Below are 18941 nucleotides of genomic sequence, written 5' to 3' on the forward strand. Positions count from 1 at the left end.
CCTTCGTCTACCTGCTGGGTTTCGAGCCCGGCGGCTCCGAGCTGGACGCGCTGCCCGCCGTGGTCGGCGGACTGGCGGGACTTGCCGAGCCCGGCCTCGCCCTCCACCAGCACCACGGCGGGCGGGCGGAGCATCGCGTCGGTCAGGCGGTCCAGTTCGGGCCGGCGCCCCACGAACGCGAAACCGGCGCCGGGCGATCCCGGCTCGACCGGCCGACTCACGGCCGCCCGGCCGGTTCGGGTGCGCGGCGCTCGCCGAGGAGGGGTGCGAAGGCCATGCGCCCATCATGCCGTGACGGCCCGTCGCGGTGACCGCCGGGGCGCCGTCCCGGTACGGGCGGCGGGTTCGGGCGGTACGGGCGGTGCCTTCAGGCCGTACGGGCGGTGCGTTCAGGCCGTACGGGCGGGCAGCGGCGGCCGGTGCGGCAGGGCGCCCCGGCCGGGCAGGTCGAGCACCGCGCAGCCCAGCGCCTCCAGCCGGCGCACCGTCGCCCGGGCGGCGCGGTCGTCCAGGGAGAAGACGAACGGGCCGGGCACCAGCACCACGTCCACCCAGCCCTGCCCGGCCCGCTCCAGCAGCCGCTCCAGCGCGGGACGCCGGGCGCCGGAGCGCACCCCGTCGTCCAGGAACGCGGCGGGCACCGGCAGGCCGCGCCGGCGGGCCAGGCGCTCCAGCGCCGTGCGCTGGTACTCCAGCCCCGCCGCGTCGGCGGGGTAGCAGCGCAGGTACAGCGCGGGCCGGGCCGGGCGGCGGGGCGGGCGGAGGGAGTCGTCGGGCATGTCGTTCACCTGCCGTGTCAGCGAGGGTGCGGCGGGCGCGGGGGAGCCCGTCCACTCCAGCAGGCCCCGGTGAACAGTGCGGAATCAATGACGGTCGCCACCCAATCGCGCGGCCGCCGAACCGACGGCGACACGCCCCTGGGCGCCCCGGGAGCCCCTTGCGTCCCATCCGGCACCCGGACGGGGCGCGGGGCGTTGACGTGGCGTCAACCAGCAGGCGTGTACGGCAGGTTCGCGGGCTCTCCCGTCCCGGCGGCCGGCCGACCCGACCGTACGACGGAGGAACCGGCATGCTCGACAGGCGCACCTTCACCAAGGCCGTCGGACTCGGCGCGGGCACCACCGCGCTGTCCCTGGCCGCCCTGCCCCCGGCCGCCGGGGCCGCACCGGCCACTGTCGGTGCTCCGGCCGTCGCTCCCGCCGAGGCGCGGACCGGCTTCGCCCGCCTCGCCCAGGTCCGGGCCGGCCTGCTCGACGTCGGCTACGCCGAGGACGGCCCGGCCGACGGTCCCGTCGTGATCTGCCTGCACGGCTGGCCGTACGACATCCACAGCTACGCCGACGTCGCCCCGCTGCTCGCCGCCCAGGGCTTCCGCGTCATCGTCCCCCACCTGCGCGGCCACGGCAGCACCCGCTTCCTGTCCGGCCGCACGGTCCGCAACGCCCAGCAGTCGGCGGTCGCCCTGGACGTGCTCGCCCTGATGGACGCGCTGGGCGTCCGGCGGGCCGTGCTGGCCGGCTTCGACTGGGGCTCGCGCACCGCCGACATCCTCGCCGCGCTGTGGCCCGAGCGGGTCAAGGCCCTGGTGTCGGTCAGCGGCTACCTGATCACGAACGTCGAGATGCAGAAGGAGCCGCTGGCGCCCGCCGCCGAGCACACCTGGTGGTACCAGTTCTACTTCGCCACCGAGCGCGGCCGGGCGGCCATGGAGAACCGGGACAAGCGCCGCGAGCTGTGCCGCCTGGTGTGGCGGGAGGTCTCGCCGACCTGGGCCTTCGACGACGCCGTCTTCGACCGCACCGCCGCCGCCTTCGACAACCCCGACTACGCGGCGATCGTCATCCACAACTACCGCTGGCGCCTGGGCCTGGCCGACGGCGAGCGCCGCTACGACCACCTGGAGCGCCAGTTGGCGGCCCGCCCGAGGATCACCGTGCCCACCGTCACCCTCGACCCCGGCCGCGACCCCTTCACCGCCCCCGGCGACGGCAGCTCCTACCGCGACCTCTTCACCGGCCCCTATCTCCACCGCACCCTGCCCGAGGTCGGCCACAACGTCCCCCAGGAGGCCCCCGAGGCCTTCGCCCGGGCCGTCCTGGACGCCGACCGCCTCTGACGAGTCTGCCGTCCTCTGAGTTCATCTGAGCTCATCTGAGCGCTTCTGACCGCCCGCCGCCGCCCGGTGCGTGCGGCGGGCCGGTGCGGACTCCTCCGAGCGCGACGACCGGCCCGCTTGGAGGATTGTCCGGAGTCCGGCGGGCGTTCGGCGCGGACAACCCTGGGCCCCGCCCGTTCCCGCGCGTTGTCCGCGCGTTGTCCGCGGACCGTCGCGGGTTGTCCGCCACTCACCTGGGCCTTCGCGCCTTCTCGTGGACGGACAACCACTGCGGCTCCCAGGCTGGAGTCCCCACCGGTTCCCAGGAAGGGACTACCTGTGACACACAGCCTCGACCCGGCCGACATCGTCGTCGTGCGCGCTCCGGACGCGGAGACGGCCATCACGCCCGACGACATCAGCTGGGGCCCTGCGGACGACAACAACAACAACGACTCCGGCCACAAGGACGTGTTCGTCGACGACCTCGACTGACCCCACCCGGGCAGGGCCCGTTCGGCAGGCCCCCGGATCGGGGAGGGGCTGCGCTCCCGGCGCAGCCCCTCCCCGAACAGAGCCGAGAGCACCGAGAGCACCCAGGACGACACGGCTTCCGGTCACCGCGTCAGCAGGACCGGCCGACCTCTGTGAGGAGACGCGAGATCCCGATGACCTCTCCGACGTACCGGGTGGGGACCGAACCCGGTGAACGGCCTTCCCCCGACCTCTCCCGGCTTCTGCACCCGGTGTCCCTACCGGCGTTCCGCGAGGAGTACTGGGAGCGGCGGCCGCTGCACATCCCGAGGAACGACCCCGAGTACTACGCGGACCTCCTGACACTCGACGACCTGGACGGCCTGCTGAGCCGGTCCGGTCCGGACTTCGGGAACGTCCGGGTCGTCCGCGAGGGCAAGGAAGTGCCGGTGTCCGAACTGGGCTCCCCCGGCCGCAACATGACCGCCAGCCGGTTGGAGGCGCTGTACGAGCGCTACCGGACCGGCGCAACCGTCATCCTCAACGCCCTCGAGCGCCGCTGGGAGCCGCTGGCGCGGTTGACCTCGACGCTGAGCGCCGAGGTCAACGCCAGGTTCCAGGTGAACGTGTACCTCACCCCCGGTGGGCAGGCGCGCGGATTCGACCCGCACTACGACAGCCACGACGTGATCGTGCTGCAGGCGTACGGCAGCAAGCGCTGGCGGCTGTACGGGGCGCCGTACGCGCTGCCGCTGGAGACCCGCAGGTACGACCACTCCGCTCAAGTGCCGGAGGTCCAGGAGGAGTTCGACCTCCAGCCGGGCAGTCTGCTCTACCTGCCCCGGGGCACCGTTCACGCCGCGACGTCCAACGACGCCGCGTCGCTGCACCTCACCATCGGTGTCCACCCCGTCCTGATCCCCGCGCTGATCAACGACGCGGTCCGGGAGGTCTTCGAGGGGGACGAGCGCTTCCGCAGGAGCATGCCCATCGGGTTCGCCAACGACAAGCACCTCCAGGAGCGGGCCGAGGGGGTCCTCGCCGAGCTGGTCGAGACGCTCGCCGCCCGGCTCTCGCCCCGGGAGATGACGGAGAGGGCCGTGCAGCAGACGGTCTCGATCGCCCCGGTGGAGCTCCGCGGTCACCTGGGCGACCTGGAAAGCTTGCCGCGACTGGGCCTCGACACCCGGGTGCGGCGCCGTCCGGACCTGCGGTGGAGCGTGACGTTCGGCGAGGAGGCCGTCGAGCTCGGGTTCCACAGCAAGACCATCCGGTTGCCGCTCCACGTGGCCGACGAGGTCAGGTTCGTGACGGAGAACGACGGGCAGGGGTTCACCGCCGGCTCGATCCCCGGCGGTCTGGACGAGCCGGGCTGCCTGCTGCTGGTGCGGACGCTGCTCCGCGAAGGATTCCTCACCCTGTCCTGACGGGCGTCCGTGTCCGGCCGGCCTTACGGACGTCCGGCCGGACACGGACGCGCCTGACGCAGCGAAGGGAGGAGCTCCCGTGGCCGGGGACCGGAAGGACAGGCGGCACGCACCACTGATCAGGGCCCTGGGCCTGTTCGTTCCGCACCGGCTCCGGCTCGGCGCCGTGCTGCTGCTGGTGGCGGTCGGATCGCTGACCGCGATCGCGCCGCCGTTCATGCTGCGGCAGATCCTCGACGTCGCGCTGCCCCAGGGCCGGCTCGGGCTGCTGACCGCGCTGGCTGCCGGGATGCTCGCCCTGATGGTGGCCGGCACGTGCGCCGGGGTGCTCCAGGCGTACCTGTCGGTCACGCTGGGGCAGCGGGTGATGGACGACCTGCGCACCGCGGTCTACACGCACCTGCAACGGATGTCGCTGTCCTTCTTCACGGCGACCCGTACGGGGGAGGTGCAGTCCCGGATCACCAACGACATCGGGGCCATGCAGTCGACGGTGACCGGCGCTGCCGCCACGATCGTCGCCAGTGCCACCACCGTGGTGGCCACGCTGCTGGCGATGCTCTCCCTGAACTGGCAGCTCACGGCGGTGTCCCTGGCGGTACTCCCGGTCTTCGTCCGGATCAGCCGCAGGGTCGGCGAGGAGCGGCGCGGGATCGTCGAACGGCAGCAGAGCCTGCTCGCCGTGATGTTCAGCCTGATCGAGGAGTCGTTGTCGGTCAGCGGCTTCCTGCTGGGCCGCACGATGGGGCGCACCGACACGCTCGTCAGGGAGTTCGCGGGGCGGTCCCGGGACCTCGCCGATCTGGCCGTCCGGTCCTCGATGGCCGGACGGTGGCGCCAGTCCACCGTCTCGATCATCGTGGCCGCGATGCCGATCGCGTTCTACTGGACGGCCGGAGCCATCGGCGGGCACGGCGGCCCGACCGTGTCCGTGGGGACCGTCGTCGCGTTCACCGCCCTCCAACAGGGCCTCTTCGGCCCGGTGGTGACGCTGCTGCAGACCGGCATCGGCATCCAGAGCTCCCTGGTCCTGTTCGACCGGGTCTTCGAGTACCTGGACCTGGAGGTCGAGGTCGCGGAGCCCAGGAACCCCGTTCCGCTCCCCGGGCGCCACGGGCACGTCCGCTTCGAGCGGGTGAGCTTCTCCTACCCGGCTTCGGGGCCCGTCCTGCGGGACGTCGACTTCGACCTGCCGGCCGGCGAGAAGCTGGCGGTCATCGGCGCCACCGGCGCGGGCAAGACCACCCTCGGCCAGCTGGTTCCGCGCCTCTACGACGTCACGGGCGGCCGGATCACCATCGACGGTGTCGACGTCCGCGACCTCAGCTTCGCCACCCTCGCCGAGACGGTCGGCATCGTCCTGCAGGACACCCACCTCTTCCACACCACCGTGGCCGACAACCTGCGGTTCGCCAAGCCCGGGGCGACCGCGGGCGAGCTGGTGGCCGCCGCCCGGGCCGCCCGGATCCACGACCTGATCGAGAGCCTGCCCGAGGGGTACGAGACCATCGTGGGGGAGCGCGGGTACCGGTTCTCCGGCGGTGAGAAGCAGCGCCTGGCGATCGCCCGCACCATGCTGAGGAATCCGCCGGTCCTCGTCCTGGACGAGGCGACGAGCGCGCTCGACACGATCACCGAGAAGGCGGTCCAGCGCGCGCTGGACGCGCTCTCCGCCGGCCGTACCACCATCACGATCGCCCACCGGCTGTCCACCGTCCGGCACGCCGACCGGATCATCGTGCTGGAGGGCGGCCGGGTCGTCGAGTCGGGGACCCACACGGAACTCCTCGCCCGCGCCGGACGGTACGCGGAACTCTTCCGGGCGAGCGGTTCCTTCGGCGCCGCCTCTCCCTGACGTGACGTCAATATCCTTGATCTTCGTAGCCGTTGGCCTCGGGTCTCCGGAAGCAATCGGTGAGTCGGGCAAACCTGGCAGTGCGACGACTCATCACGTCCCCTCCCCGAACGACCCCCCCCCGCAACCTCCTGGTGATGAAGCGGGCCCTGGTCGACCACGCCCCGGACACGGCAGCGGCCGGTCGGCCCCCCGCCTGGCCGGTCGGCCCCCGCCCGGGCAGGCGAGGGGCGCGGCCCGGGCCGGGTCCCGCGGCTCCGGTGGGGCGGAGCCGCGAGACGCCGGTCACCGGGGCCGGCCGGCCGTCACGCGGAGGCCGTCCACCGCTGCTCGGAGCCGCCCGTGCAGGTCCACTGGACCACCGGCGCGCCCGGCGTCGTGCTCGAACCGCCGACCGCCGCGCACAGGTTGCTCGCCCGGTTGCGGATCTGGGCGAAGCCGGTGTCCGGGTTCGAGCCGAAGTACCAGGTCTGCTCCCACCCGTAGTCGCAGCCGTACTGGAAAGGAGTGGGCGGTCATGGCGTTACGTGGTGGGCGAGCAACGGCGTCGACTGTGCAGCGGTCGGATGAGCAAGGGCTGGAGGACCTTGCTCGCCTGGGTGCGGGCTTTCGCGGTTGTGCCGGCGACCTTGCTCTGGAGTCGGGGTGGACGCGCAGGTGGACGACGACGTGGCGTTTCGGGCGGACGCCAGTGGTGTACGCGGTCCGGGACTTGGCCGAGGCTGAAGCGGAGATCGTCCGGAGCCGGCCGGTGCGGCGGTTCACCTGGCGGACCGGGCAGTTGCACCGGCCGGGCCTGGAGTACCTGGTGTCCTCCGGCCGCCACCACGGGTTCGAGAGCTTCGAGGAGGAGAGCCTGCTCCTGGTGGCGGGTGCCCAATTGGGGCAGTTGTGAGCGTTGATGCTGAGCGCGTGGATTCGGGCTCCAGCTGCGCAGCTGCTGGAACTCCAGCACGTCGTCGCCGATCTCGGCGACGTGGGGCATGGTGTTGATCGTGAAGCGATTCGTGGCCACGGGTGGCTCCTCATCTCCCGCGTGCTACGTCCGGCCCACAACCAGCAACGTGCGCGAGCAAGGGTAACCGGGGTGCGGTTGGCGAAGCGGCGCGCAGCCCAGCGTCAGCGGGAGGCCGAATACTTCTCAGCTCCTTTCGGGTGAATCCGGGGCATGCACAAGAGGTTCATTCACCACCCCTGCGCCCCCGCGCGCCCGGTCGAGCGCCCTGCCAGGAGGTGATCTCGCCGCCGACCATTAGGAACCGCCCAGTCCGGTTGACGGCGAGCAGCTTCGGTACGTCCCGGTGTTGGGCGCGGCCACGAAGCGCCGCCGTCTCCCGCGGCAGGGTGCAGCGCGTTCAGCTGGACACCATCCGGGAGGAAGCATCTTGACCATCCGACTGCGGCTGTCGTTCCGAGCCGTCACCCTGGCCGCGGCCCTGTTCGCCGCTGTGGCCGCCGTCCCGTTCACGGCCACCGGCGCGCGGGCGGCGACCCCGATCTGCATCAGCGGCGCGATCCAGTACGACTACCAGTCCGCCGAGGACGGAACGGCCAAGCCCACCCGCACCAAGCCGCTGCGCAACGCCACCGTCGAACTGTGGGGGGCCGAGAAGAGCACCGACTCGCCGCACGCACTCAACGTGTGGCAGTACACCGGCGTCACGGACGGCAGCTACAACCTCTGCTACACCCCCACCACGACCACCTCGCTGAGCACCGTGTGGGTGAAGGTGTGGGCCGCCAGCGGCAACCTGTGGCGGGTCCTCGACAACAACGGCCAGTACTACACCATGCAGACGCCGGCCCTCTCCAACGTCACCGGCAACAGGAACGCCGGAACGACCAAGCCCCCGGCCTCCACGGCCAGGGCCTGGCACATCGTCGACACCATCAACCCCTTGTGGTGGTACCGCAACAACCCCGTCAGCGCCTGCTGGTCCACCCACGAGACGGACACCGACACCTGCACCCAGCTCACGGTCAAATGGGTGGACACCGCCAGCCAGTCCTGGTACGACCCCACTTCCAACACCGTCAGGCTCTACGGCGCCGATGCCGACTCCGAGCACTACATCCTGCACGAGGCCAGCCACTTCCTCATGCACCGCATGTTCAACGGACCGTGGCCGGACAGCCTCACCTGCCCGAACCACGGCATCCCGTACGCGAGCACCGATGGCTGCGCGTGGTCGGAGGGCTTCGCCAACGCCTCCGCCGCCTACCTGCTCGGCGACTCCCGTTTCGTCTTCGGCACCGGGAACAGCACCGCCTTCACCTACGGCGACGGATGGGGCGTCGGCGACGTGGTGGAGGGCAACGTCGCCGGCTCCCTCCTCGACCTGTGGCGCAGCGTCGACACCAACTGGAACGGGAGCATCGCCGCGATCACGGCGCAGAAGCCGTTGACCTTCTCCGCCTACTTCAACACCGTCCGCCCGGCGGCGAATCCGCCCCTGTCCACCGGCAGCACGGCGCTCGCCAAGCTGAGCCCGCACACCATCGACTACGGGCCCACCATCGTCGGCGACGGCAAGTACCACACCCTCACGGACGGCAGCGCCCTGGCGCTGGAGGTGTCCGGATCGTGCGCCGCCGCCAGCGGTGCCCGCACGGTCCTCGCCGTCCTCGACACCACTCGCGCCGGGCAGCGCTGGAGGATCGACGCGAACGCAGACGGCACCGTGCGCATCACCGACGGCTGCCCCCAGCCGCTCGCCCTCACCGCGGCTTCCCTCGGCGGCCCGATCACCGCCAAGACGTACGACCCCGCCAACAGCAGCCAGAAGTGGCAGGTCACCAAGAGCAACGGAACGCTGAGGATCACCGAACCGACAGGCGGCTTCGCTGTCGACCGGGCGAGCTCCAGCGCAGGCTCCAACGTGGTCCTCAACGAGTCCCGAAGCAGCTCGAACCCCCAGCTCTGGGCATCCCTCTACTGAGCAGCTCCTCGTCCCCGCCGGTCCCCTACCCGGACCGGCGGGGACGGCGTACGTCAGCGCAGCACTCAGGGGTCGGCGGCCCTCGTACAGTGCCCGGCCGAGGAAATCGTTCGCACCGCCGCCCCCGCCCCGGGAACACCCGACGGCGCCATCGTCGCCACCGCGGACCCGCACCGCTGGAAGGGCGAGCCCATGCACGGGGTCGAGCCCACCCCACAGGAGCCCGGAGAGCCTCCTCCACGCCGTCGGACAAACGAAGTCCGGCCATCCGGTACCGCGTTCAGGCCGTATCCGGCGCGAGTGGTTCCGGAACCGGCTCCTCGCCTCGAACGCACATGCCAGACTCGCTGACGCTCCGTCAGGAGCGATCCGCACACTCGCCGCCGCCCCCGGCCCGCACGGACCGGGGGCGGCGTTCCATGCGCCCGGAAGGGGAACGGTGGCAGCTCAGGACTCCCTGCTCAAGAAGTACGGGGACCGGTCGTACCGGCACGTGACGATGGCCCGGCACCAGGGCACGACGATCGCGTTCGCGATGGACGCCGCCCGCCGGATCGTGTACTCGGTGCTGGACCTGACCGGTCCGCAGACCAAGGGGGAGGTGGACTCGGCGTACTGGAGCGACAACCCGGCCGAGGTGGCCTTCCCCCGGGAGATCGCCGAGGTGGGGTACGCCGTGGTCGGCGCGACGGCGGTGCCGACGGTCAAGCGGGGCGGGGCGGAGGCCGGTGCCGACGAACGGCCGGCGGCCGCGGAGATCGACCCGTTCCTGTCCAGCACGGCGCGGCTGACGGCGGACGCCCCGTTCCACGTCCTGTCGGACGGCACGTACGTGGTGGTGCTGCGGCAGTCGGTGGGCGAGACGCACCCGGACGCGGTGTACAAGCTGGCCGGCGGCGGCAGCTCGGGGGACGCGTCCCGCGCCGACTACGTGCTCAGCGCCGCGAAGAAGGTGCCGCTGGTGCGCGACACCCTGCTCGTCGACCGGTTCGTGCTGGTGGACGGCAAGTTGAAGCCGGTGCTGGAGGTGCGCTTCAAGCGCAGTCGGCACGCCACCCGCCCGGAGTCGGCCAAGGACAGCCTGGGCACCGAGGACATGGAGGGCCGCCCGTTCCACGAGCCGACCCAGGAGCTGTCCTTCGTCCGGAACCTGACCCAGGGCCGGTTCGCCGCCGTCCTGGTGCCGACCGCCGTGGCCAACGTGCAGCGCTGGCAGCTGTTCGCCCACAACGACGCCACCGGGCGGGTCGACAGCTTCAGCGTCGAGCAGGGCGCCCAGGGGCTGTTCAACACCCAGGGCACCCGCTTCTGGACCAGCCCGGATGCGGCCTACCGGGACTCGGTGTTCGAGCGCAGCCCGGGTACCTGCCCCTTCACCGGCCGCGAACTGGTGCCGGTGACCGGCAGCGAGGGGCACGCGGAGACCGCGCTGCGGCTGGACGGTGTCGACGCCCACCTCGACCTGGGCAACCGGGCGCCGCTGCACTTCGGCGGCAAGCCCTACTCGATCGAGGCGTGGGTCAAGCCCGCCGCCCTCGACGGCCCGGTGCTGAGCCGCAGCGGGGAGTACCTGCTCGCGGTGGACGCCAACGGCGCGGTGTTCCTCCACCACGAGGGGTGGCCGTCGAACCTCACCTCCACCGAGACACTCGCGACGGACACCTGGACCCACATCGCCGCGACCTACGACGGCACCACGGCGAAGCTGTACGTCAATGGCAGGCCGGCGGGCAGCGCGGCGCTGCCGTTCACCCCGGCCACCGGCGTGAACACCCTGGTCGGCAAGCGGAGTTCCGGCGGCGCCGACAGCTTCCTCAACGGCGACCTCGACGAGCTGCGGATCTGGAACCGGGTGCGCTCCCAGGCCGAACTCACCACGGACCTGAACAACCGGCTGATCGGCAACGAGCCGGGCCTGGTGGCCTACTACCGCTTCGACGAGGGCGCCGGCAGCACCGCCCACGACCAGACCGACCACGCCGGGCACGCCACGCTCGTGGGCAACGCGCAGTGGACCGGCTCGGACGCCCCGGTCGGCGACCACCCCGGGGTGCGGCGCGACAGCTTCACCCTCAAGGGCCGCTCGGTCGTCTCCGGCATGTCGGCCCTGCTCTACCACCAGCAGGAGAACGTCGTCGCGGGCTACCGCGCCGACCCCAAGCCCGCCAAGCGGCAGGCCCGGGTGATGCTGGCCTTCGCCGCCAAGTACGGCCAGGAGCCCGCCGTGGCCACCCTGGACTTCGCCGTCGGCCGGGACGGCCGGCTGGCCCAGGTGCCGGACGTGCTGGACCCGCAGGTGCTCAAGCGCCCGGCCAAGGGCCAGGACTCGGAGCAGGTCAGCACCCTGCAGCAGCTGGTCAAGCGGCTGGAGCCGGAGGTCGCCGCCCTTGAGGCGGACATCGACCGGCTGAAGGGCACGGCCGGGCGACTGGCCGAGTACCAGGCGGAGTACGACCGGCTCAAGCCCGGGTTCGACCCCCTGGAGCAGCAGTACCTCGCCGAGAAGGACCTGGTGACCTCCTGGATCTACGCCATCGGGCTCAGGAACCCGCGGGTGGCGCCCGGCGGCACGTATCAGTGGCTCTTCGGCTACAACAGCACGGCCGAAAGCGGCGCGGTCGGCCTGTCCGAGAGCCCGACCAGCCAGGGGTCCTGGCGGTTCGATGCCGTCGGTGAGAGCCAGGACGGCAGGCCCTGCTACTGGCTGGTCTCCCACCGGTTCAACAACGATGTCCGCGTCGTGGGCAACTCGACGTCGGAGAACGCCCAGCTGTACCTGCGAAGCCGCGACCCGGGCAATCGGGCCGCGCAGTTCCAGCTGGTCAGCGAGGGCGAGTACGTCCGCCTCGTCAACCGGGCGAGCCGGCTCGCGATCGGCTCGCCGTCCACCACCCCGCACGCCCAGGCGCTCCAGTCGAGCGAGTGCCTCACCGCGGAGTCGGGCCTGTTCCGGATGACCCCCCTGGCCATGCGGTCGGGGGTCGACCAGCGGTACTTCGCGGCCAAGCCGCAGATGGACACCGCGCGCGCCCTCCTCCAGGAGGCACTCAAAGCGCAGCAGCGGATCACGGAGCTGCAACTCAACCTGGCCGCTAAGCAGGCCGAACTCGCGGATGCCCGAGCCCAGTTGGCAAAGCTGTCGGGTGCGCTCCAGGGTGACGACGACCTCACGATCGCGATGCCGCTGCTCTCGGTGGACAGCACCGGCCTGAGCCTGACCGGCGGCCTGCTGGAGTTCGCCCGGGGCACCGACCGGCCCGCTCTGCTGGACAGCGGCACCGGCAACCTCGTGCTGTACTTCCGCGGCGCCGACGACCAGTTCTTCGCCGCGTACTACGACACCGCCGTCCTGCGCGGCACCCGGATACTCGCCGCGGCCACCGGCACGATCGCCTTCCTCGCCCGCGACCCGGCCGTTCCCCTGGACAGCGCCACGATCACCGTCACCGACGGCGACGCGCCCGGCCGCTGCGACCTGACGATCACCGTCGGGGCCGACACCGAGACCTGGCGCTCCCTGCCGCGCAAGGCCGAGCAGATGGCCGCCGCCCTGGTCGGCAACCCCGGCCGCCCGGTGACCCTCGGCGCGGTCGCCCGGGTGACGGGCAGCACCGTCGAACTCACCGCGCCCACCACCGTCGCCGTCCCGGCCAAGTCGCACCTGCAGATCGGTGGCACCGGCTACGCCGTGGCCACCGACGCCCCGATCGGCGCCAAGTCGCTGGAGCTGACGGCGAAGAGCGTCACGGCCAAGCCCGGCGACAAGGTCAGCCTGGTCGGCTACGACTGGGCCCGGGCGCAGTCCTCCCGCCCCGGGGTGCTGCTCTCCGCCGGCTCCCGCCTGGTCACGCTGAGCACGGGCGGGGTCGAGTCCGTGCCCAACGGCACCGCCAAGGCGTCGGTCACCGGGCGCGGCTGCCGCTGGCGGGCGGAGATGCCCGGCCGCGCCTTCCTGTTCGACGGCAAGGAGCAGTACCTGACCCTGCCCGCCGGCAGGCAGCAGAACATCGCCCCGACCGGTGACCTGAGCCTGGAGGCGTGGGTCAACCCCGAGGCCGGTCAGGGCCGGATCGTCCACGCCGGGACGAACGGGTCCGGCTACTCCCTGGCGCTCACCCCTGCCGCCCTCCCGGCCTGGCAGTTCGCCGGCGGCACCAAGGCCGAGCTGACTGCCTCGCTCGACCTGGCGAACCGGGACTTCACGATCGAGCTGTGGGCCAAGCGCAACCAGTCCCGGGGCCGCGTCGAGCCGCTGCTGTTCCACGGCGCGACGGACGGCCGGGTCGACCAGTCCCTGCACCTGTGGTTCCACCCCGACGAAACCTTCTGCTTCTCGCTGTACCGCGACGACATGAAGACCACCCAGACCTATCCGGACCTGGAGTGGCACCACTGGGCCGCGGTGTACCGGAACGCCACCCGCGAGCAGATCCTCTACCGGGACGGCGTCGAGGTCGCCCGCCGCACCGCCACCGGGGCCTACACCGGCAACGGCCCGCTGGTCCTGGGCCATTTCCCCTTCAGCGGCGACAGCCTCGACGGCCAGATCGACGAGGTCCGGGTCTTCGGCCGGGTCCGCACCAAGCAGGAGATCTCTGCCGAGCGCCACCGGCGCCTCTCCGGCCGGGAACCCGGCCTGCTGGGGTACTGGACCTTCCCCGGGCAGAGCGGCCCGGCCTCGCCGATCAAGGGCTACCAGGTGGTCGCCCGGGTGGGCGACCGGGTGGTGAAGTCGGGCGAGCGCTTCCCCTGCAACGAGTGGGCGCACCTCGCCGCCACCTTCACCCAGTCCTGGGCGCTGAGCCTGGACGGCGGCGAGGGCCTGGCGGTGGCCGCGCAACCCGCGCTGGATGTGCTGGAGGACCTCACCGTCGAGGCGTTCGTCCGGATCGACAAGCCGGGCACGCCCATCGGCCTGCTCACCAAGGGCACGGCCGTCGACGGCGGGCGGGACGGCGTCCCGTACCAGCTCGGCGTCCGGGCCGACGGCCTGGTGGAGTTCGCCTTCGCCGAGGCGGACGGGAAGCCCGTCCGCTACACCTCCGACCGGGCTGTCACCCCCGGCGCGTTCCAGCGCATCACCGTGGTGCGGGAGCGTCGCAGGCCCGCGGTGTCCACCACCACCCAGACGACCACGAACGCGGTCCAGCCGGAGCAGGAGATCCGGTTCTACCTCGACGGCGGTGCGGCCGGCAGCCACGTGTACGGCGGCCCCGGCGCGCAGGCCAACAGCAGCGAGGTGGTGATCGGCCGCGGGCTGACCGGCGTGCTGTGCGAGCTGCGGCTATGGAACTCCGCCCGGCCGCAGGCCCAGCTCGGGCTGCCGGTCACCTCGCGCGAGAAGGGCCTGCTGGCGCGCTGGGCGTTCAACGAGAACGCCGGCAACGTCACCTCCGACGTCTCCGGCTCCTACCCGGCGAAGCTGCGCGGCGCCCGCTGGACCCGTGACGTCGACCCCCTGGCCAGCCCGCTGCGGCTGTACCGCAACGGCGAGCCGCTCTCCGAGGCACCGCTGACCGCACAGGACACCGCCACCGCCTGGGGCGACCCCCAACTCACCCTGGGCGCCCGCCTGGTCGGGGGCAAGCCGACCGAACCGCTCACCGGCACGCTGGAGGAGGTACGGATCTGGCGCACCGTCCGCACCCGGGAGCAGATCCAGGACAACCTCTTCACCCGCCTGCGCGGGGAGAAGCAGGACCTGCTCGGCTACTGGCCGTTCGACCGGGACTCCACCGAGCCCGGCACCACGTCCGTCCGGGACGAGGGCCTGCGCGGCAACAACCTGGACTTCCCCGCCAAGCGGCCGCGCATCCTGCTCTCCACCGCGCCCGTCTCCACCGACACCGCCCAGGTCCGCTCGGCCCTCGCCGACGTCCGCACCCCCTTCCACGACACCATCGCCGGCGCCCCCGCCGTCACCGAGTACGCCGACCTCCAGTACGACGCCAAGGGCGAGGCGCTCGGCGTGCTCAAGCGCTGCTACGGCTTCATCCGGGACGGCCGCTGGCACCTGGTCACCGGCTACAAGGTCGGCGACCTGACCACCGAGTGGGTCGGCCAGGCCCAGTTCGCCCCGCAGCTCGTCGGCTACGTCGAGGGCGCGCCGCCGGTGCCGTCCGAGAACCTCACCGACAAGGCCGACGGCTGGGCCGGCGCCTCCTCGGTGGAGTTCGCCGAGGCCGACCAGGTGGTCCGCAGCCTGTCCTCCAGCAGGACCAGGAGCGTCAACGCCGCCTTCAACTTCGCCCTGGGCATCGAGACCGACGCCAGCACCCTGAAGATCATCGCCCCGCTGGGCCTGGGCACCGCCTCCCCGCTGATCGACTTCGACCTGAAGTTCGGGGTGACCGGAAGCCTGGAGTTCGCCAACACGTGGAGCTCCGACACCAAGGTCAGCCAGGGCAGGAACACCGCCCGCAAGACCAAACTCGCGCTCACCGGGTACACCGAGGACCCGGCCAAGGTGCTGAACTCCGCCATCGGCCGCCGGTACGTGCCCGCCAACACCGGTACGGCGCTGGTGCAGTCCCAGACCGCCGACGTCTTCGCGCTGCGCCTGGCACACACCGGCGCCCTGGTCGCCTACCGGATGCTTCCCAACCCCGACATCCCGCTGGACTGGAACATCATCCACTTCCCGATCAACCCCCGCTACACCAAGCAGGGCACCCTGGACGGCGCGGTCGGCTTCGACGACCGCGGCAAGGTCCTCGACCCCGACTACCCCACCGCCGCGGGCTACGGCGAGTACAGCTACTTCAAGCCCCGGGACGCCTACGCGCTCAAGCGCCGCATCACCCGCGACCAGCAGCGGCTGGAGGCGTTCTACGAGTCGGTCTCCACCGAGACCCACCACGCGGACCCGACCGAGGACCGGGCGAAGTCGGTGCTGCGCTCGATGGGCGTCTCCGGCGGGCAGCGGGAGCCCGGCCGCGGCACCTCCGGCAGCGCCACCGCGACCGGCTTCTCGCACCGCGACCTGGTCAACACCTACGTCTGGACGGCGCAGGGCGGTTTCTTCGCCGAGACCACCGAGGCCACCGACGCCGTCAGCGAGACCACCTCCGGCTCCTACACCTTCAGCGGCAAGCTCGGCGCCAGCATGGGCGGCAGCTTCGGCGCCATGGGCTTCAGCCTGTACGGCAGCCTCGACGCCTCGGTCGGCGGCGGTTTCAGCGTCACCCGGGCCAAGGGCAAGGACGCCTCCCGCTCCTTCGGCCTCGACGTCCAGTGCGCGCCCTCCGGCGACCTGCAGCGCCGCGACAGCGGCGGCAAGCCGGTCTACGACGCCGCCGGCAAACCCGTCCTGGTGCCGGGCAAGGTCGACGCCTACCGCTTCCTCACCTTCTACCTCGGCGAGAACAGCGCCAACTTCGACGACTTCTACCACAAGGTCGTCGACCCGACCTGGCTCTCCAACAGCGACGCCCCTGACGCCGCCGCCCTCCGCCAGGCCCGGCAGAACTCCGCCAAGCCCCCGTGCTGGCGCGTCCTGCACCGCGTCACCTACATCAGCCGCGTCCTCGCGCCCGTCCCGCCGCCGGGCGCGCCGCCGCTGGAGAAGGCGATGCGCGCCGAGAACATCGACAGCAACTACGAACTGATCAAGCGCCTCGAACCGTACGTCCGCCCGGCCGCCACCACCACCGGCGCCCTGGCCACCGCCACCCGAGAGGTCCTCGCGACCCAGCTGCCCGAACTCCTGCCCCACGCCACCGAGATCATCGACTACCTCACCCGCTACTTCGGCATGGAGAACTGACCCCCGCCCGGCCCTCCGGCACCCCGGAGGGCCGGGCCCACTTGTCCGCACCGCCCCGGCAACAAGGCAACAGGTCCGCCAACGGCACCCACTTCCTCGGCCGACCCGCTGCCAACCCGAAATAGGCTCAGACCCGTCATTTCTCCCCTGAAGCCAAGCGATCATGGTGACAGTCAACGTCGGTATATGTCATCTATCGGCGGTAGTCGCACTACCTGAGCCCGGCCATCGTCTCCTACCACCTGCAGATCCTCCACCGCGCCGGGCTGGTGACCCGCTCCCGGCGCTCCCGGCAGGTGCTCTACCAGCGGCTGCCCGGTACCTGAGGAACCTCCTCGGTCCGTTCCCGGGCCGCCGTCGCGTCCTCGGCCCGCTCCCGCGCCGCCATGACGTCCTCGCCGTGCTCGAAGGCCCAGGCGCCGAACGCCTCGATCGGCTCCAGCAGCGTCCGGCCCAGCGCGGTGAGGGAGTACTCCACGTGCGGCGGCGACCCGGCGTACGCGCGGCGTTCGACCAGGCCGTTGAACTGGAGGCGGCGCAGCGTCTCGGTCAGGACCTTGGGGCTGATCCCGCCGATCCGCTCGCGCAGGTCCCCGGGACGCGCGGGGGCGGTGCGCAGCGCCCACACCACCACGGCGTTCCAGGTGTTGGCGAGCAGGTCGAAGGCGAGGCGGGCGCGGCAGTCGGCGAGGAAGGCCTGGTCGGTGGTCACTTACCAGATGGTGCCCGAGCGGCTTCCTACTGTCGTCCTGATTCCGAGGGACGGAAGCAGGAAGCACGGGAGGCTGGGCATGATGAGGATCGGTATCGCCGGTACGGGGAACATGGCGCGGGTGCTGGGCGCGCGGTGGGTACGGGCCGGGCACGACGTCCTGGTGGGCGGGCGGGACCCGGGGCGTGCGGGGGAGTTGGCGGGGCGGATCGGCGCGCGGGCGGGGACCCTGCGGGAGGCGGCCCGGCACGGCCGGGACGCGGTGCTGCTGGCGGTGCCGTACGCGGCGGCGGTGGGCGTGGTGTCGGGCCTGGGGGATGCCGTACGGGGGCGGACGCTGATCGACTGCACGAATCCGGTGGGGCCGGGATTCGTCCTGGAGACCGCGGGCGGGCCTTCGGCGGCCGAGCGGATCGCGGCGGCGGCGCCCGGGGCGGCGGTGGTGAAGGGGTTCAACCTGTGCCACGAGAGCGTGTGGGGGCTGACGCCGCCGGTCTTCGGCGGGCGGGCCCTCGCGGTGCCGCTGTGCGGGGAGGACGAGGTGGCGCTGGAGGCGGTACGGGGGCTGGTGCGGGATCTCGGGTGCGTGCCGGTGAACGGGGGCGGGCTCGAGCGGGCGGGGCTGTTGGAGGCGACGGCGGCGTTCCTGATCGGGCTGTGGATGGGGGAGGGGGTGGACGCGCAGGCGATCGCACCGCCGCTGGAGTACGCGGGGGTCGACGTCGCCTGAGCGGTTCGGCGGTTGCGCCCTCGCCCGGGGAGGGCGAGGGCGCGAAGGGGGAGGCCGGCGAGGTAGCTGCCGGGTGCCCTCGACAAGAGAGCGGGCCGTCGTGCGGACCGGAGCGGTCAGGTCCCGGCGAGCCACCCGGCGGCGCACCCGGCGTCCACGGCCGGTTCTCAGGGGCGCCTGGAATCCTGGCACTTGAGCGTGGCGGGCGGGGTGGCGCCGTCATCGAGGCAGATCCTGACGGTGAAGGCACCGCCGACGACATTCGCGGGGATGACGACGTTGTAGTTCTTGCTCGCGCCGCAGACGGCGCCGGTGTGAACGCTGCCCAGTTCGGTGCCGGCGGCGGAGTAGCTCGTCGCCGTGGTGTCCCGACAGCCGGCCGAGTCCTCGGACCTGCCTTGCCCGCTCAGGGCAACCGAGCGCTTGTACCAGGTCAGGGTGCCCTTCGTGGAGGTGTTTCCGTAGACGATGTCGAAGTCGGTGGTCACCGAGCACGGCCTGCACCTGCGCGAGCAGTACCTCGGTCACCGCGAGGCGCCGTACCGGTGGCCGGTCCGCGCCCTGCTGCTCTCCTTCTTCCGGGCGCTCACCGAGGAGACCTACCGGCAGGCCGCGATACTCACCCCCGGCAGTGCCCACGACCAGCGGTGGCAGCGCCGCTGCGGCGCCGACCCGGCGCGCACCCGGGTGGTGTACGAGGGCACGCCGGCGGTGGACCGCCCGGCCGCCGGGCCGGAGCCCGCGGCGCCGACCCTGGTGTGGGCGGGCGCGCTGGAACCGGGCCGGGACCCGGAGCTCGCGCTGCACGCCTTCGCCCGGGTCCGCGCCGAACTGCCCGCCGCCCGGCTGGTGGTGTACGGCGAGGAGGCGGCGCCCGGCTACCGGGCGTCCAGCAGCTGCCAGCCCGCCCAGGTGGTGAAGCGGACGCCCAGCGCGCGCAGGTG

General features: G+C 72.2%; 13 protein-coding genes and 1 pseudogene. 10 read left to right on the forward strand and 4 right to left on the reverse strand.

The features are described from left to right. Positions 1–389: 389 nt before the first annotated feature. Positions 390–779 (reverse strand): recombinase family protein, encoded by a 390-nt coding sequence (locus tag ABZW03_RS19350; RefSeq protein ID WP_355259366.1) that lies wholly within the window; start codon positions 777–779, stop codon positions 390–392. A gap of 290 nt (positions 780–1069) precedes the next feature. On the opposite strand from ABZW03_RS19350, the gene ABZW03_RS19355 reads away from it, so the two are divergent. The 4 genes from ABZW03_RS19355 to ABZW03_RS19370 all read left to right on the forward strand — a co-directional run bounded on the left by ABZW03_RS19355 (position 1070) and on the right by ABZW03_RS19370 (position 5851). Then, positions 1070–2116 (forward strand): alpha/beta hydrolase, encoded by a 1047-nt coding sequence (locus ABZW03_RS19355; RefSeq protein ID WP_355259369.1) that lies wholly within the window; start codon positions 1070–1072, stop codon positions 2114–2116. A 318-nt stretch (positions 2117–2434) separates the two neighbouring features. Next, on the forward strand, positions 2435–2590 hold the full coding sequence (locus ABZW03_RS19360) for a hypothetical protein (protein WP_355259372.1): 156 nt from the start codon (positions 2435–2437) through the stop codon (positions 2588–2590). A 173-nt stretch (positions 2591–2763) separates the two neighbouring features. Further along, on the forward strand, positions 2764–3996 hold the full coding sequence (locus tag ABZW03_RS19365) for a cupin domain-containing protein (RefSeq protein WP_355259375.1): 1233 nt from the start codon (positions 2764–2766) through the stop codon (positions 3994–3996). A gap of 79 nt (positions 3997–4075) precedes the next feature. Next, complete coding sequence (locus ABZW03_RS19370) at positions 4076–5851, forward strand: ABC transporter ATP-binding protein (protein ID WP_355259378.1); 1776 nt, start codon at positions 4076–4078, stop codon at positions 5849–5851. Between the two features lie 305 nt (positions 5852–6156). On the opposite strand, the pseudogene ABZW03_RS19375 reads toward ABZW03_RS19370, so the two are convergent. After that, positions 6157–6291: pseudogene (locus tag ABZW03_RS19375) on the reverse strand (RICIN domain-containing protein); the annotation flags it as partial. 272 nt (positions 6292–6563) lie between these two features. On the opposite strand from ABZW03_RS19375, the gene ABZW03_RS19380 reads away from it, so the two are divergent. The 4 genes from ABZW03_RS19380 to ABZW03_RS19395 all read left to right on the forward strand — a co-directional run bounded on the left by ABZW03_RS19380 (position 6564) and on the right by ABZW03_RS19395 (position 16881). Next, positions 6564–6746 (forward strand): hypothetical protein, encoded by a 183-nt coding sequence (locus tag ABZW03_RS19380; RefSeq protein ID WP_355259381.1) that lies wholly within the window; start codon positions 6564–6566, stop codon positions 6744–6746. A 490-nt stretch (positions 6747–7236) separates the two neighbouring features. Beyond that, complete coding sequence (locus ABZW03_RS19385; RefSeq protein WP_355259384.1) at positions 7237–8790, forward strand: ricin-type beta-trefoil lectin domain protein; 1554 nt, start codon at positions 7237–7239, stop codon at positions 8788–8790. 439 nt (positions 8791–9229) lie between these two features. After that, entirely contained in the window at positions 9230–16555 is a 7326-nt protein-coding gene (locus ABZW03_RS19390; protein ID WP_355259387.1) for a LamG domain-containing protein, read from the forward strand. Positions 16556–16770: 215 nt separating this feature from the next. After that, the gene (locus tag ABZW03_RS19395) at positions 16771–16881 is read left to right on the forward strand and encodes an ArsR family transcriptional regulator (RefSeq protein ID WP_355259399.1); all 111 of its coding nucleotides are present in this window, start codon (positions 16771–16773) and stop codon (positions 16879–16881) included. Here the strand turns inward: ABZW03_RS19395 and ABZW03_RS19400 are convergent. Next, positions 16857–17267 (reverse strand): helix-turn-helix domain-containing protein, encoded by a 411-nt coding sequence (locus ABZW03_RS19400; protein ID WP_355259390.1) that lies wholly within the window; start codon positions 17265–17267, stop codon positions 16857–16859. The two genes, ABZW03_RS19395 and ABZW03_RS19400, sit on opposite strands and share 25 nt — an antisense overlap. An 82-nt stretch (positions 17268–17349) precedes the next feature. On the opposite strand from ABZW03_RS19400, the gene ABZW03_RS19405 reads away from it, so the two are divergent. Further along, positions 17350–17997: an NAD(P)-binding domain-containing protein gene (locus ABZW03_RS19405; RefSeq protein ID WP_355259402.1), complete on the forward strand. Its 648-nt coding sequence runs from the start codon at positions 17350–17352 to the stop codon at positions 17995–17997. Between the two features lie 167 nt (positions 17998–18164). On the opposite strand, the gene ABZW03_RS19410 is transcribed toward ABZW03_RS19405, so the two are convergent. Then, positions 18165–18485, reverse strand: a complete 321-nt coding sequence (locus tag ABZW03_RS19410) for a hypothetical protein (protein ID WP_355259393.1) — start codon at positions 18483–18485, stop codon at positions 18165–18167. On the opposite strand from ABZW03_RS19410, the gene ABZW03_RS19415 reads away from it, so the two are divergent. Beyond that, positions 18466–18941, forward strand: a 476-nt coding sequence (locus ABZW03_RS19415) for a DUF3492 domain-containing protein (protein ID WP_355259396.1), incomplete at its 3' end; no start/stop codon positions are given. The two genes, ABZW03_RS19410 and ABZW03_RS19415, sit on opposite strands and share 20 nt — an antisense overlap.

The sequence above is a fragment of the Kitasatospora sp. NPDC004799 genome (assembly GCF_040609095.1).
Classification (GTDB): Bacteria; Actinomycetota; Actinomycetes; order Streptomycetales; family Streptomycetaceae; genus Kitasatospora.

Bases quoted from the DNA above. Each gene is read 5' to 3' on its own strand.
- ABZW03_RS19350 (WP_355259366.1), bottom strand. From the start codon at position 779: ATGCCCGACGACTCCCTCCGCCCGCCCCGCCGCCCGGCCCGGCCCGCG.
- ABZW03_RS19355 (WP_355259369.1), top strand. From the start codon at position 1,070: ATGCTCGACAGGCGCACCTTCACCAAGGCCGTCGGACTCGGCGCGGGC.
- ABZW03_RS19365 (WP_355259375.1), top strand. From the start codon at position 2,764: ATGACCTCTCCGACGTACCGGGTGGGGACCGAACCCGGTGAACGGCCT.
- ABZW03_RS19405 (WP_355259402.1), top strand. From the start codon at position 17,350: ATGAGGATCGGTATCGCCGGTACGGGGAACATGGCGCGGGTGCTGGGC.